This is a genomic window from Roseomonas rosulenta (assembly GCF_016106005.1).
Lineage (GTDB): Bacteria > Pseudomonadota > Alphaproteobacteria > Acetobacterales > Acetobacteraceae > Neoroseomonas > Neoroseomonas rosulenta.
Genome location: NZ_JACADR010000104.1, coordinates 1 through 14,220 on the forward strand (window position 1 = coordinate 1; position 14,220 = coordinate 14,220).

The 14,220-nt window shown below is 68.9% G+C and carries 12 protein-coding genes and 1 pseudogene; 4 read left to right on the plus strand and 9 right to left on the minus strand.

The features are described from left to right. Positions 1-38 precede the first annotated feature (38 nt). Complete coding sequence (locus HW578_RS28595; protein ID WP_408906252.1) at positions 39-248, plus strand: integrase core domain-containing protein; 210 nt, start codon at positions 39-41, stop codon at positions 246-248. Positions 249-327: 79 nt separating this feature from the next. Here HW578_RS28595 and hflX read toward each other — a convergent pair whose 3' ends face one another. Together hflX and HW578_RS28440 are read right to left on the minus strand one after the other, a co-directional pair. Beyond that, positions 328-1,680: a GTPase HflX gene (hflX, locus tag HW578_RS13775; RefSeq protein ID WP_198371124.1), complete on the minus strand. Its 1,353-nt coding sequence runs from the start codon at positions 1,678-1,680 to the stop codon at positions 328-330. A 192-nt stretch (positions 1,681-1,872) separates the two neighbouring features. Then, on the minus strand, positions 1,873-2,532 hold the full coding sequence (locus tag HW578_RS28440; RefSeq protein ID WP_369407892.1) for a DUF3489 domain-containing protein: 660 nt from the start codon (positions 2,530-2,532) through the stop codon (positions 1,873-1,875). 106 nt (positions 2,533-2,638) lie between these two features. Between HW578_RS28440 and HW578_RS28600 the strand changes: the two are divergent. From HW578_RS28600 to HW578_RS13800, 3 genes and pseudogenes are all read left to right on the plus strand, one after another. Further along, positions 2,639-3,857, plus strand: a pseudogene (locus HW578_RS28600) (IS3 family transposase). A gap of 76 nt (positions 3,858-3,933) precedes the next feature. Continuing rightward, complete coding sequence (locus HW578_RS13795; RefSeq protein ID WP_369407893.1) at positions 3,934-5,349, plus strand: FAD/NAD(P)-dependent oxidoreductase; 1,416 nt, start codon at positions 3,934-3,936, stop codon at positions 5,347-5,349. Beyond that, positions 5,346-6,473 carry an NAD(P)/FAD-dependent oxidoreductase gene (locus HW578_RS13800; RefSeq protein ID WP_369407894.1) on the plus strand — a complete coding sequence of 376 codons (1,128 nt, stop codon included), beginning with the start codon at positions 5,346-5,348 and terminating at the stop codon, positions 6,471-6,473. The genes HW578_RS13795 and HW578_RS13800 overlap by 4 nt, the downstream gene beginning before the upstream one ends. A 13-nt stretch (positions 6,474-6,486) precedes the next feature. On the opposite strand, the gene HW578_RS13805 is transcribed toward HW578_RS13800, so the two are convergent. The 7 genes from HW578_RS13805 to HW578_RS13835 all read right to left on the minus strand — a co-directional run. After that, positions 6,487-8,112 carry a peptide ABC transporter substrate-binding protein gene (locus tag HW578_RS13805; protein WP_198371126.1) on the minus strand — a complete coding sequence of 542 codons (1,626 nt, stop codon included), beginning with the start codon at positions 8,110-8,112 and terminating at the stop codon, positions 6,487-6,489. A gap of 26 nt (positions 8,113-8,138) precedes the next feature. Further along, on the minus strand, positions 8,139-9,014 hold the full coding sequence (locus HW578_RS13810; protein ID WP_198371127.1) for an ABC transporter permease: 876 nt from the start codon (positions 9,012-9,014) through the stop codon (positions 8,139-8,141). After that, positions 9,011-9,964: an ABC transporter permease gene (locus HW578_RS13815; protein ID WP_198371128.1), complete on the minus strand. Its 954-nt coding sequence runs from the start codon at positions 9,962-9,964 to the stop codon at positions 9,011-9,013. The genes HW578_RS13810 and HW578_RS13815 overlap by 4 nt, the downstream gene beginning before the upstream one ends. Beyond that, positions 9,961-10,932 (minus strand): ABC transporter ATP-binding protein, encoded by a 972-nt coding sequence (locus tag HW578_RS13820; protein ID WP_198371129.1) that lies wholly within the window; start codon positions 10,930-10,932, stop codon positions 9,961-9,963. Before HW578_RS13820 ends, HW578_RS13815 begins: the two co-directional genes overlap by 4 nt. Next, a complete protein-coding gene (locus tag HW578_RS13825; RefSeq protein ID WP_369407895.1) occupies positions 10,925-11,830 on the minus strand; it encodes an ABC transporter ATP-binding protein in 906 nt (301 codons plus the stop codon). The genes HW578_RS13820 and HW578_RS13825 overlap by 8 nt, the downstream gene beginning before the upstream one ends. Before the next feature lie 169 nt (positions 11,831-11,999). Next, positions 12,000-12,593: a sarcosine oxidase subunit gamma gene (locus HW578_RS13830; protein WP_198371131.1), complete on the minus strand. Its 594-nt coding sequence runs from the start codon at positions 12,591-12,593 to the stop codon at positions 12,000-12,002. After that, positions 12,580-14,220, minus strand: a 1,641-nt coding sequence (locus HW578_RS13835; protein WP_304621639.1) for a glycine cleavage T C-terminal barrel domain-containing protein, incomplete at its 5' end; no start/stop codon positions are given. The genes HW578_RS13830 and HW578_RS13835, both read right to left, overlap by 14 nt.

Genomic DNA, 14,220 nt, shown 5'->3' on the forward strand with positions numbered 1-14,220 from the left:
CCTCCGCCTGTCGCAGCTTCGCCACGATCTCCTCAGGCGTGTGCGCCTTCCTCCTCGCCATCCCCAACCTCCCCTCGCTGCCGCCGGGACTACATTACCGGCGGACCGCTTCTACGGGGTCAGGTCACGACGCGTGGGTGCGGCTGGAAGCCTGGAGACGGGAGTACAATGAGGAACGGCCGCATGGGTCACTGCGGAACTTGACCCCGCGGGCGTTCGCCGAGCAGGCTCAACACGTGGTCCTGTGACCTGCCTCCCGATTTCTGCACCGCCCTGAGCTGGAAAATTCCAGTTTAGGGTTGGGCCGGGGATCACGTTGGCCACGGCTCAGTGAGCGGCAAGGCTCCGCCGCAACCGCGTGATGGCGCCCGGCAGGCCGCGGACCTTCAGCACTCGGCCGGTTTCGTCGTACTCCTCCGACAGCACCCGCGCGCTGTCGTACACTTCGCCGATCAGCCCCTGCTTCGCGTAGGGCAGTAGCAGCACGTCCTCGACCATCGCCGCCTCGAAGAAGGCGATGATGGTGTCCCGTAGCGCGCTCACATCCCCTGGCGTGTGGGCGGAGAGCATGATCGCGTCCGGGTGCTTCTCGGCTAGCGCAGCGCGCCGGGCGGCATCCACCCGGTCCATCTTGTTCAGCACGAGGCGCGAGGGCACGGCATCGGCGCCGATTTCCTGCAACACGCTTCGGCTCACCTCCAGCTGCGCCTCGTAGGTCGGGTCCGACGCGTCGACCACGAACAGCAGCAGCGAGGCTTCCAGCGCCTCCGCCAGGGTGGAGCGGAAGGACGCGACCAGGTCGTGTGGCAGCTGCTTGATGAAGCCGACCGTGTCGGAAATCAGCACGCGGGGCCGCGTCTCGGGCTGCAGGATGCGGACGGTGGTGTCGAGCGTGGCGAACAGCTTGTCCTCCACCAGCACCTGGCTGCCGGTCAGCGCCCGCATCAGGGATGACTTACCCGCATTGGTGTAGCCGACCAGCGCGACGCGCAGCTGATCACGCCGGCCGGTGCGACGGTTGTCGCTGTCGCGCTGCACCGCCTCTAGCTGATCCTTCAACTCGGAGATCCGGTCGCGGATCTTGCGGCGGTCGAGATCGAGTGTGGTCTCGCCGGCACCAGGCCCCTGCTGCCGCCCGCCACCGCCGGCGGATTCGCGCAGTCGGGGTGCGACGTATTTCAGCCGCGCCATCTCGACCTGCAGCTTCGCCTCGCGCGTGTTGGCGTGGCGGTGGAAGATCTCGACGATGACGCCGGTGCGGTCGAGCACCTCGGCGCCGGTCGCCCGTTCAAGATTGCGAATCTGGCTTGGCGAGAGCTCGTGGTCGACGATCACGAAATCAGGCTTGCGGCTGGTATCGGCTTCCGGTTCCGCCTTGGCGGTTGCTTCGGCGGCGCCGTCGAAGCGCTGCCGTGCCTTGGATCTCGGCGGCGGCGCCATCGAGCCGACGATGCCGGTGCCGCCCGTGAGTGCCGCCAGTTCCGCCAACTTGCCGCTGCCCAGCAGCGACCCGGCGCCGGTGCCTTCGCGCCGCTGCGACACCGATCCCACCACCTCGTAGCCGAGCGTCTTCACAAGACGGCCCAGCTCCTCGAGGCTGGCCGCGTGCGCGATGTCATCGACCTCCGGCGTCTGGATGCCGACTAGGACTGCTCGGGGAATGGGCGGTTTGGTCTCCATGGCGGCGCAGTAGCACGGATCGCGCCGAAGCCTTGAATGGTCATCATCGATCCTCCGTCGCCCGAGTGGTTGATCGAGTTCCACTCAGATGAAGGCGCACGGCTGAGAGACACCCGGATATGCTCCGAGCTGACCGTATCGCCGCCACCCGCGGGGTGCGAGCGGCGGCGTGAGGTGCGCGTCTGGCGCGGGTCAGCCTTCGGCCTTGTAGACGCTGTATGATCCGCGGGCGCCTTCTTGTTTCGGCCCGACCTGGCGGACCCGCTCCAGCACCGTGACCTCGATGCCCTTCTTTTTCAGCCCGGCGAAGAACCCGCGCACCGTGTGCTGCGCCCAGCCAGTCGCCTCCGCGACCTGCGCCACCGTCGCCCCCTCGGGGCGGCGGAGCAGGGCGAGCACCGCCTGCTGCTTTGTTCCCTCGCGCGGCTTGCGCGGCGCGCCCGGCTCCTGCGGCGGCCGGCCGGGCTTCGCCGCCAGCGCGGCGCGCAGTGCATTCATCGGGCCATCTAGGGCGCCGATCATATCGCCCTCGCGGTTAGCATCGTCATCCCAGGCGTCGAGGACGCGCTGGGCGGCGGCGCGCAGAGTGGGGATCGGCGTCGAGCGTGGCGTTGCGAGGGCCTGGTCCAGAAGGGCGATGTCTTCCGCGAGGGGCGCGGCCTGGGCGGGTTCGGTCGGCTCGGCGGGCGTGTCCTGCGGCGCGGCGTCCTCCGCGCGCGTGGGCGCCGTGTTGCCAACCGTTACCGGCTCGCCGTTCTCGTCGCCGTCGATTAGGCGGGGATCCACCCCGTTGCGCTCGTCCCGCGGGCGGGTGTCCTCGGGCTCCGCGTCGACCGACTCGACGCCGATCACGCGCAGCCCCGCGTCGGTGATGCGCAGCAGCCGGGTCCTGACCTGCCCCCCCTAGAAGCGGTCCGCCGGTCATGTAGGTCCGGCGGCAGCGAGGGGAGGTGTGGGGATGGGACGGAAGAAGGCGCACGCGCCTGAGGAGATTGTTGCGAAGCTGCGGCAGGCGGAGGTGCTGGTTGGCCAGGGGAAGACGGTGGCCGATGCGGTGCGCGCGATCGGCGTGACGGAACCGACGTACTATCGCTGGCGGACGGAGTTTGGCGGCCTGAAGCTGGACCAGTGAAGCGGCTGAAGGAGTTGGAGCGCGAGAACGCGCGGCTGCGCAAGGCGGTGTCGGACCTGACGCTCGAGAAGGTGATCCTGAAGGAAGCTGCCTCGGGACAATGGTGAGCCCCGCGCGGCGGCGGGCCTGCGTCGAGCATGTGGTGCGCGAGATCGGGATCTCCGAGCGCAGGGCCTGCGCGGTGCTGGGGCAGCACCGCTCGACGCAGCGCAAGGTGCCGCGCAGGGCGGAGGATGAGGAACGACTGACGGCCGACATCATCGAGTTGGCGAAGCGCTATGGCCGGTACGGCTATCGCCGGATCACGGCGCTGCTGAGGGGCGCCGGCTGGACGGTGAACCGTAAGCGGGTGGAGCGGATCCGGCGTCGGGAGGGGCTGAAAGTGCCGCAGCGGCAGGCTGTGGCTGGCGGACGGGTCCTGCATCCGGCTGCGGCCGGAGCGGCCGAACCACGTCTGGGCCTACGACTTCGTCGAGGACCGGACCCGGGAGGGCCGGAAGTTCCGCATGCTTTGCGTGGTGGACGAGTTCACGCGTGAGGCGTTGGCGATCCGGGTGGGGAGGAGGCTGGCCTCGTCGGACGTGATCGACGTGCTGGCAGACCTGTTCCTCGCGCACCCTCGAGCTCGCGTTCGAGGTCTCCGGCTGCAGCACCGCCCGGGTGCAGCATCGACCGCGTCTCCTCTCGGAGAATGGGCCGAGCTACATCGCCGGCGAGTTCGCCGATTGGCTCGCCAGCAACGGCATGCCGCACACCCGCGGCGCGCCCTGCCATCCGCAGACCCAGGGCAAGATCGAGCGCTGGCACCAGACCCTGAAAAAACCGCGTCCTGCTCGAGAACTACTATCTGCCCGGCGATCTCGAGGCGCAGGTCGCCGCTTTCGTCGAGCACTACAATCACCGCCGCGCCCACGAGAGCCTGCAGAACCTCACCCCGGCCGATGTCTACTTCGGCCGCGGACCCACGATCCTGCGTGAGCGACAACGCATCAAGCGTCAGACCATCCAACGCCGCCGCTTGCTGCACCAGCAGCAGGCCGCATAACCTTCAACCAAGGTGAGCCAGACACTCCAATCCTGAGCACCCTCCACCGTCTCAAATCATCCGACGATGGACATTCGTGCCCGTCCCATCCGCCGTGGCCGATGACTGTTCCGCATCGCCGCCCTATCGTGCGCAGATGACGATCGCAGACCCCACCTCCATCGCCGGCAAGACCTTCCCGCTACGGGGCGCCTTCGCGCATGTCGTGGTCGGCGCGGGGGAGGCAGGCATCGCCGCGGCGCGACGGTCCGCCGCCGCCGGCGAGGCCACGCTGCTGGTGGATGAGCACCCTCTCGATCCCGGCCTGATCGGCCTCGACATCCCCTACCTGTTCGGCACGCGCGCGGGTTCCGCGGTGCAGAATCCTGCCCGCATGGAGGAGCGCGTGGCTGCCGCGCGGCCCGACCTTCTCGCTGCGATGGAGGAGGGGGTCGAGGTGGCGCTCGGCGTCGCCGCCTGGGGCGGATTCGTGAAGGGCCAATCCAGCCGGGCGCTGCCGAAGCCGCTGTTGGGCCTAGCCGATGGCGCTGCCGCCTGGCTGGTGGCCTTCGATCGACTTACGATCGCAACCGGCGCGCGCGACGTGGTGCTGCCCTTCGAGGGTTGGACGCTGCCCGGCGTGATGGGCGCGCGCGGCTTCGACGCGGCGCTGCGCCTGTATGCCGCCTTTGCAGGGCGGCGCATCGCCGTGCTTGGCGGCGGCGCGCTGGCCGATGGCGTGGTTGCCGCCGCGCGCCATGCGGGGCTCGATGTCGCGGCGCACATCAAGGAGGCGGTCCCGCTGCGCATCCTGGGGCGCGAGGAGGTGACCGGGATTGCATGGCAGTCCGGCGCAACCTGGCCGGAGGCCGCATGCGACACGGTGGTGATGGCGGTGGACACGGTGCCGGTGGTGGACCTGGCCGACGTGCTCGGCTGCGCGATCGCCTGGGATCCCGCGCGCGGCGGCTTCGCGCCGGTGCTCGACGCTGCGGGGCGCAGCAGCCACGCCGTCGTGCAGGTGGTCGGCGATGCCGCCGGCACTGCGCCCATGGCGCGCGCGCGGTGGCACGAGGTCGCACTGGCAAGCGAGGAAGCGCTGGTCTGTGCCTGCGAGGAGGTCTCCTGCGGCGACCTGCGCGCGCTGCGCCCGCCGCGCTACCTCGATGCTGCCGGTCCCGATGCCGGGCTTTCCGCGCTCGGCGTGCTCAACCAGGACCAGGTGAAGCGCCTGACCCGTGCCGGCATGGGCGCCTGCCAGGGGCGTCGGTGCCGGGAAGCCGTGCATGCGCTGCTGTCGCGCGACGGCCCCGCGCCGTTGGCATCCCATCGCGTGCCCTTGCGCCCGCTTCCGCTCTGCGTGCTGGCGGCGCTGGAGGAGGACGCGGTGCTGCGTGCCGACTGGACCGGCTGGTTTGGCATCGCGGCGCAATGGCTGCCGCATTGGGAGCCGGCCCCCGTGGATGCCGAGTACATCGGCGGACGGCTCAGCCCAGAGGATGTGGTGAAGTGATCGTCATCGTCGGCGGCGGCGTCACCGGCCTGTCCACAGCCTTCTGGCTGGCGCGGGAGGGCCATCCGGTTACTGTGATCGAGAAGGGGATCGTCGGATGGGAGGCCAGCGGGCGTAACGGCGGCGGCTGCACGCATCCCTATTCACCGTTGTTCCGCGAGGAGCAGCGACTGTGGCCGATGATGGACGAACTGCTGGGCCACCCGACCGAATGGCGGCCCCACCGCATCAAGGTAGCGCTGGATGACGGGCAGCTCGACCGCCTTTGGAAGTCCACACGCCTGGCGACCGACCAAGGCTTCGTGGCCGACGAGATGGACCGCGCGCAACTGCGCGACATGGTGCCCTGGGTCGGCGAGAATGCCGTGGGCGGCGTGCATTGGCGCTATGGCGGCCATGCCAATCCGCAGCGCACCAGCCAGGCCTATGCCTGGGCGGTGGAGCGCCATGGCGGGCGCATCCTGCAGCACACGGCGGTGCGCGGCATCCGCGTCCAGGGCGGACGCGCGGTGGCGGTGGATACCAGCGTGGGCGAGATCGGCTGCGACGCCGTGGTGCTCGCTGCCGGACCGCATAGCGCGGCCTTGGCCGCACCGCTCGGTCATCGCGTGCCGGTGGCCCCCGCGCGCGTGGAAATGATCGTGACCGAGCCGGTGCCGCCGATTGCCATCGGCGGCGTGGACGGCAACGGGCTTTATGGGCGGCAGACGCTGCGCGGCAACCTTGCCTATGGCGGCGGGCCGCATGAGTGGATCGACCTGGACGGGGAAGCGACGCCGCGCGCGGTCAATTCGCCCGTGGTAGCAAGCCTTGCGCGGCGGCTGAACGAGATGTTCCCCCGCCTCGGCCATGTGCGGGTGATCCGGTCCTGGGGCGGGATCGTGGAGAATACGCCGGATGGGCGGCCGATCCTCGATCGGCTCGATGATCCGGCGAATGTGGTAGTCGCCAGCATGTCGTCGGTTGGCTTCGGGCTGTCGCCGGCGACGGGGCGCGCGCTCGCGCAACTTGTCTTGCAGGGCCATTGCGACTTCGCGGACCTGTCGCAGTTGAAGCTCTCGCGCTTCGGCAACCTGCCGCTGGACTGGCGCAGCCGGCAGGGCTGGGACGCCCTGCCGGCGTGATGGTCGCCGCGCGCTACGCCCAGGCCCAGTCGTAGACGTTCCAGGTGATGTCCGTGACGTACTGGTTCGGCGTCGGCCCCTGCAGCTGCTTGCGCTTCAGGTGCCCTTGCACCGACCCGCCCTGGGCGGCGAAGGGCACTTCATCATGCAGGATGGCCTGGATCTGCTTGTAGGTCGCGATGCGGTCCGCCTGTTCGGTCTGCGTCACGCCGAGCTCGAGCAGGCGATCGACTTCCGCATTCTCGTACTGCACGTAGTTCGACCCCTGGCGATGCTTCACCGGGATCATCTTCGAATGGCAGCGCGCGGTGTAGTCGGGGTCGAGGCCCACCGTCGGGTCCCAGGCCACCAGCAGCGTGTCAAAGCGCGACTGCGTGGTGAATTCACCCCACACGACGGAGGCCGGCATGTTGCGGATTTCCATCTCGACGCCGATCGCCTTCCAGTTCTGCTGGAACAGCGCCTGGCAGCCCTGGCGCGCGACGTTGCCCGCGGTGGTCGACATGGTGAACTTCAGCTGCACGCCGTCCTTGGCGCGGATGCCGTCGGCACCCTTGCGCCAGCCGGCCTCGTCGAGCAGGCGTTCGGCGCCGGCGGCGTCGTTGGTGTAATCGCGCAGGTCCCTGTTGTAGGCCCAGTGCGTCGGCTGCAGGTAGGACAGGGTGCGCGGCCAGGTGCCGAAATAGATGTCGTCGATCGACTTCTGCATCTGCGTCGCCATCGTCAACGCGCGGCGTACGCGCGGATCGGCGAACTGCGGCTTGCCGCAGTTGTAGTAGATGAACTGCACGTTGGGCGTCGGGTAGACAAGGAAGTCGCGATCCGGGAAGGCGCGCGATTCCGTCCAGCGATCCGGCGGCACGCCGCCAAGCGCGAAGTAGTCCACCTCCCCTGTGCGCGCCTGGCCGTAGGCGGCCATCTGGTCGGGCACGAACTTGTGGATGAACTGCCGCACCTTGGCCGGGCCGCGGTGATAGTTCGGGTTGCGCTCATAAACCATGTGGCTGCCGGCGGTGCGGCTGCGGAGGATGTAGGCGCCTGTGCCGACCGGCTGGCTGTTGAAGGCCGCCGTCTGGATGTTCGCCTCGCGCGACAGGATGTGGTGCGGGACGATGTGCATGTTCTGCCACGCCCACAGGAAGGGGACGAAGGGGCGCAACAGCTCCATTTCGACCGTATGCGCGTCCTTTACGCGGAAGGCCTTGATGAGGTCGAAGCCCGAACGCGAACGCACCGCCACCGCCGGATTCATGATGGTCTGGTAAGTGAACTCGACATCCTTCGAGGTGAAGGGCTGGCCGTCGCTCCATTTCACGTCGCGCTTGAGGTTGACCGTCCAGGTCAGCCCATCGGCGGAGATGCCGCCGTTCTGGCGCGTGGGCACCTGCGCCGCCAGGTTCGGGATGAAGTTGCCCTTGTCGTCCACGTCCCACAGCGCGTCGAAGATGCAGGCCTCCGGCACGTTCTCGGTGCCGGCGTTGACGTAGAGCAGTGGGTTGAACTGCACCGGTTCCTGCGTCATCGCGAGGATGATGCGGTCGCGGTTCAGCGCCTGGCCCCACACGGTGGGTGCGGCGAGCATCGTAGCGGCGCCGGCGGAACCCGCGAGCATGCCGCGTCGGGAGAGGGTGAATGTCATGTCTGCAGCCTCCTTCTTTTCGTTGGTCACGGATCCATGCGCAGGCGGGGGTCGAGCGCGTCGCGCAGCCCGTCGCCCAGGAAGTTGAAGCCCATCACCGTCAACGTGATCGCCGCCCCGGGCAGGATGGCAAGCCAGGGGACAGTGTCGAAATACCCCTGGGCATTGGTGAGCATATTTCCCCACGACGCCAGCGGCGGTTGCACTCCGTAGCCGAGGTAGGAGATGTAGCTTTCCATCAGTACGGCGGATGCAACCTTCAGCGTCGCAGCCACCAGGATGGGCGCCGCTGCATTCGGCAGCAATTCGCGCAGCATGATGCGGGAACGGGAGGCGCCGAGCGCCCGCGCGGCGGCGACGAAATCCTGTTCCTTCAGGTGCAGGATCTCCGCCCGCACGATGCGGCTGACCTCCATCCAGGATGTCAGGCCGATCACCAGCGAAATGGACAACAGCGTCGGTGGCACGAAGGCCGCCACCACCAGCAGCAGGAAGACCTGCGGGAAGCACAGCATGGTGTCCACGAAGCGCATCAGCAGCGTGTCCGCGATGCCGCCGAGGTAGCCTGCCGCAATCCCGATCAGCGCCCCGGTCATCACGGTGGTGACCATGGCCACCAGCCCCACCGTGAGCGAAACCCGCCCGCCATGCAGCAGGCGCGACAGCGTGTCGCGGCCGAGCTCATCTGTGCCCAGGGGGAAGCGCCAATCCGTGAAGGGCGCGCGGAAGCGCAGCGCGGTGTCGAGCAACGTCGGGTCCTGCGGCGCCAGCAGCGGCGCGAACAATGCCGAGGCCAGCAGCAGCGCCACCACCAGCGCGCCCGCCAGCGCCAGGCGATGCCGGCGGAAGCGCTTCCACACGCGCGCAGCCTGGCCTTCCGGTGTGGCGATGGCGGCGCTCATTGCAGCCTCACGCGGGGGTCGATCGCTGCGATGGCGATGTCCGCCAGCAGGTTGCCCAGAATCACGAAGATGGCCGTGAACATCATCATGCCCATCAGCACCGGGTATTCCTTCATCCCCAGCGCATCGACGAACAGCCGTCCCATGCCCGGCCAGCCGAAGATCGTCTCGGTCACCAGCGCGCCGGAGAACAGGAAGGGCAGTTCGACACCGAGCAGCGCGATCAGCGGCTTTGCGGCATTGGGGAAGGCGTGGCGCAGCAGCCGCGCCTTCGGAGTCACGCCCTTGGCGCGCGCCGTGCGCATGAAGTCCTGGTGCATCACCTCGAGGAAGGCCGAGCGTGCGTAGCGGCTCCAGGTCGCGGTGATGACCAGCGCCAGCACCATGGTCGGCAGCACGAGGTGGCGCAGGAGCGACAGGATGCTGCCCTCCTCCCCCAATTCCCACATGCCGCCCGAGGGCAGCCAGCGCAGTTCGATGGCGAAGACGAAGATCGCCATCAGCCCGAACCAGAAGGTCGGGAAGGACAATGCGAACAGAGCACCTGTCGTGGCCAGTGTGTCGAACACCGAATAACGCTTCACCGCGCCCAGCACGCCGACCGACAATCCCAGCACGATCGCCACCGACAGCGCGCTGCCCATCAGCAGCAGCGTGGCCGGCAGGCGTTCCAGGATCACGTCCAGCACAGGCCGGCCGCCGAAAAAGGTGTAGCCCCAGTTGCCGGAGAAGATCCCCGTCGCCCACTTCACGTATTGAACATGCACCGGCTGGTCGAGGCCGAAGATGATCTTGATGCGCTCGATGTCCTGCACCTGGATCGTGGGATTCAGCGTGTAGATCGCAAGCGGCCCACCCGGCGCCAGGTGCATCAGCCCGAAGCCGATCAGCGACACGCCCACCAGCAGCGGCACGGCCTGCAGCAGGCGACGGAGGACGAAGCCGATCATGCTGGCACCAGATGGCAAGCCACCGCATGGCCGGGGCTGACAATGCGCGACGCTGGCGCTTCCTGAGAACATACCGGCATGGCGTGCGGGCAGCGCGGATGGAAGTGGCAGCCCAATGGCGGGTGTGCCGGGCTCGGCACGTCGCCTTGCGGCACACGGCGTGTGCGGCGGCCGCCGGGCACGGGCTCGGGCACCGCGGAGAGTAGCGCCTGGGTGTAGGGATGGCGTGCGTCGAAGAACAACGCCTCCCGCGGCGCCGTCTCGACCACGCGACCGAGGTACATGACCGCCACACGGTCCGCGACGTGGCTCACCACGGCGAGATTGTGCGAGATCATGATGTAGGCGAGGCCGAGTTCCGCCTGCAGCCGCCGCATCAGGTTGATGATCTGCGCCTGGATGGAGACATCGAGCGCGGAGACAGGCTCGTCGCCGATGACGAGATCCGGCTGCAGTGCCAGCGCGCGCGCAATGCCGATGCGCTGGCGCTGTCCGCCGCTGAATTCATGCGGGTAGCGGCGCGCGGCCTCCGGCGGCAGGCCCACCGTGCGCAGCAGCGCGGCGACGCGCCCGGGGCGATCCTTCGCGTCGCCGATGCGGTGGATTTCGAAGGGCGCGGCCAGGATGCCACCCACCGTCATGCGCGGGTTGAGGCTGGCGTACGGATCCTGGAAGACGATCTGCATGCGCCGCCGGAACGGCGCGAGCTGGCGCGGCGTGTGGTGGGCGATCTCCTCGCCACGGAAGCGGATGCTGCCGCCAGTGGGGTCGATCAGACGCAGGATCGCCTTGCCGGTGGTGGTCTTGCCGCAACCGCTTTCACCGACGAGCGCCAGCGTCTCGCCGCGCGCCACTTCCAGGTTGACGCCATCAACCGCACGAACGGTACCGGTGCGCCGTCGCAGGAAGGGTGAGCGGATGGGAAAGTGGACCTCGAGGCCCGTGACCTTGAGCAAGGCGTCAGCCATCGGCCGGGTTCCAGCAGGCAGCTCGGTGCGCGGGGGTCAGTATGGCGAGCGGGGGTGCCTCCTCAGCGCAGCGCGGAAGGGCACGGCCACAGCGGGGCGCGAAGGCGCAGCCGGCGGGACGCTCCGCGGGCCCCGGCACCATCCCCGGAATCTCGGGCAGCGTCGCGGCCGGGTTGCGTTCGATGCGCGGGATGCTCGCAAGAAGGCCGCGCGTGTAGGGGTGGCGAGGTGCAGTAAAGAGAGAGCCGACCGGCGCCTCCTCGACGATGCGTCCGGCATACATCACCGCGACGCGGTGCGCCGTCTCCGCAATGACAGCGAGGTCGTGGGTGATGAGCAGAATGGCGCTGCCCATCTCTCGCTGCAGTTCGGCGAGCAGGTCGAGGATCTGCGCCTGCACCGTGACGTCGAGCGCGGTGGTCGGCTCATCTGCGATCAGCAGGGACGGCCGGCAGGCCAGCGCGATGGCGATCATCGCGCGCTGGCGCATACCGCCGGACATAAGATGCGGATAGGCGCCGGCGACGCGCGCGGGGTCCGGGATGCCGACGAGGCGGAGCATCTCCTGCGCTCGTGCGGCGGCGGCGCGTGTGGACAGGCCAAGATGCCGCACCACCGGTTCGGCGATCTGACGGCCCACTGTCATCACCGGGTTCAGCGAGGTCATTGGCTCCTGGAAGACCATCGACAGCGCACGACCGCGCAGCGCCGACATATCCACTTCGCTCAGCCGCATCAGGTCCGTGCCTTCGAGCAGCACCTCCCCGCGCGGCAGGTCCGCCAGGGGCGGCTCTAGGAGCCGCATGAGCGCCAGCGCGGTCAGCGTCTTGCCGCTACCGCTCTCTCCCACCAGGCCGAGCGTTTCGCCGCGGCGCAGATCGAAGGTGATGCCGTCCACCGCACGCAGCACATGCGGCGGCACGGGGATGTGGACGGTGAGATCGCGCACGGACAGCAACGGCGCCTCAACCGAGAGCACCGGCGCATCGCGCGGGAGAGGCGCTGTTGCCGTCACGGAGCCGAGCATGGCACGCGCCTTTGCGGCGCCGCAATGCGCGGCCGGCGCGTCATCCGATCCGCACGCCGGCTTCGGCACCGGCTTCGAGCAGCCAGTGGAAGACATGCTCCGCCAGTGTCGAGAACACCGTCAATTCAAAGGAGGGGGATGCATGCACCTGGTGCACCAGGCAGGAGACATGCGCGATTTGCGTCATCGCGGCGCGGCCGGGACCGAAGGCGCGCGGATGCAGGTCGATCCGGCAGCCGCGTGCCAGCACTGCGCATGCGGCAGGACCGGACACGGCGATGACTGTGCGGCCGTGGCTCTGGTCCTCGACCGCGGCGATGCCGGCGAAGGCGACGGCAGCCCGCGCCGCAAGGGCTGCTTCAGTGCCGCGCGGCGCCATAATCAACCAGGCAGCGGGCTGGATCCAGATGGCGGTGGCATCCGCGCCCGTGGAGGTTTCACCGGGGCCGGGCAGCGCGACCCCGAAGGCTCCCTGGATCGCCTGAGTCAGCGCGTCAAGCCGTCCGCGGCGGCCCATGACCTGCACGATCTCGCGGCGCGGCAAGGAGACATGCACCTGCGGGACACCCTGCGCGCCGTGAATGCCTGGCGTCGCGACGGCGGCGAGGGGGTGGATCGGCTCAGGCGCGGACACGCAGGTTCTCCGGGTCGTGCATGTGCGGGCTGATGATCTTGACCGGCACTTCCTCGTTCATCAGCGGATTGGCCGCCAGCATCTCGGTGCCGATGCGCGCTTCGCCGTCGCGCAGCATACCAAGGCCGATCCAGCCAGGATCGACCACGGATCGCGTTGCGCTGGAGATCCAGCCTTCGCTGCGCCCGTCGCCGCCATGCAGGAGCAGGTGCGAACCGGCGCGGATCTGGCGCGCTGGATCGATGCTGCGCACGCCCACCAGGCGCGGCCGCAACGGGTCCGTCATGCCTGGTCGCTGCGCCAGCGCGCGCCCGATGTAGTCGCCCTTCTTCTTTAACATGCGGCCAAGGCCAAGGTCGTGCGCCGTGGTCTGGCCGTTCAACTCGGGCCCGGCGACATGCCCCTTCTCGATGCGCAGCAGGCCCAGCGCCTCCATCCCGTAGGGCTCGATGCCGTGCGACGCGCCGGCGGCCATCGCTGACTTCCAGACATGCGCCGCATGTCCCGCGGGCATTGCGATCTCGTAGGCCAGCTCGCCGGAAAATGAGATACGGAACAGCCGCGCCGGCACGCCCGCGGCCATGCAGTCCGCCACGGCCATGAACGGAAAGGCGTCGTTCGAGAGGTCGAGACCGGTCACCACGCCCGCCACCACGTCGCGCGCGCGCGGCCCTGCGATGGCGATCGCCGCCCAATGGTCCGTGATGCTGGCCAGGCTGACATCGAGATCCGGCCAGGCGGTGGCCAGGTGGAATTCCAGGTGCTGCATCACCGGCCCGGCCTGCGCCGTGGTGGTGGTTACGAAGAAGCGCTCTGGCCCAATACGGCTGGTGGTGCCGTCATCGAACACAATGCCGTCCTCGCGCAGCATCAGCCCATAGCGCGCACGCCCGACCGGCAAGGTTGAGAAGGTGTTGGCATAGACGCGGTCGAGGAAGGTCGCCGCATCCGGTCCCTCGACGGAAATCTTCCCGAGTGTCGAGACATCGCAGACGCCCACACGCTCGCGCACCGTGCGCGCTTCGCGCATGACGCTCGCCCAGGGATCGGCATCGGCAGGCTTCGGGTAGTAGGCCGGGCGCTTCCAGATGCCTGCATCGAGCCAGACGGCGCCGGCGGCCTCGTGCACGGTGTGCAGCGAGGTGCGGCGCGTCGGCTGAAAGTTCTTGCCCACGCCTTCACCTGCCATCGCTCCCCAGGCGATGGGCGTGGCATACGGCCGGAAGCGCGGCAAGCCGACCTTCGCGACGGGTTCCGCACGCGCTTCCGCCAGCACGGCGGCGCCGACGATGCCACCGGTCTTGCCCTGGTCGGTGCCCATGGAATGCGTCGTGTAGCGCTTGGCGTGCTCGATATGCGCGAAGCCCTCGCGATGGGCGAGGCGGATGTCCTTCGCAGTGACATCGTCCTGGATGTCCACGAAGGCCTTGCCGCTGCCCTTCACTTCCCACAGCGGGAAGGGCCGATGGTCTGCCGCGGCCGCTACGGGCAGCGCGAAATCCGCCCCTGCCGCGCAGCCGGCAGCGATGGCGGCCGCGCGGCCCGCCGCCGCGCCATCTGCGGCAGCGGCGCCGATCCCGTGCACGCCGCGGCAGGCGCCGGCGCTGCATTCGCGCTGCACAGGCGC

Coding starts and splice junctions, on each gene's coding strand:
- hflX (WP_198371124.1), bottom strand. CDS start 1,680: ATGGAGACCAAACCGCCCATTCCCCGAGCAGTCCTAGTCGGCATCCAG.
- HW578_RS13805 (WP_198371126.1), bottom strand. CDS start 8,112: ATGACATTCACCCTCTCCCGACGCGGCATGCTCGCGGGTTCCGCCGGC.
- HW578_RS13810 (WP_198371127.1), bottom strand. CDS start 9,014: ATGAGCGCCGCCATCGCCACACCGGAAGGCCAGGCTGCGCGCGTGTGG.
- HW578_RS13815 (WP_198371128.1), bottom strand. CDS start 9,964: ATGATCGGCTTCGTCCTCCGTCGCCTGCTGCAGGCCGTGCCGCTGCTG.
- HW578_RS13820 (WP_198371129.1), bottom strand. CDS start 10,932: ATGGCTGACGCCTTGCTCAAGGTCACGGGCCTCGAGGTCCACTTTCCC.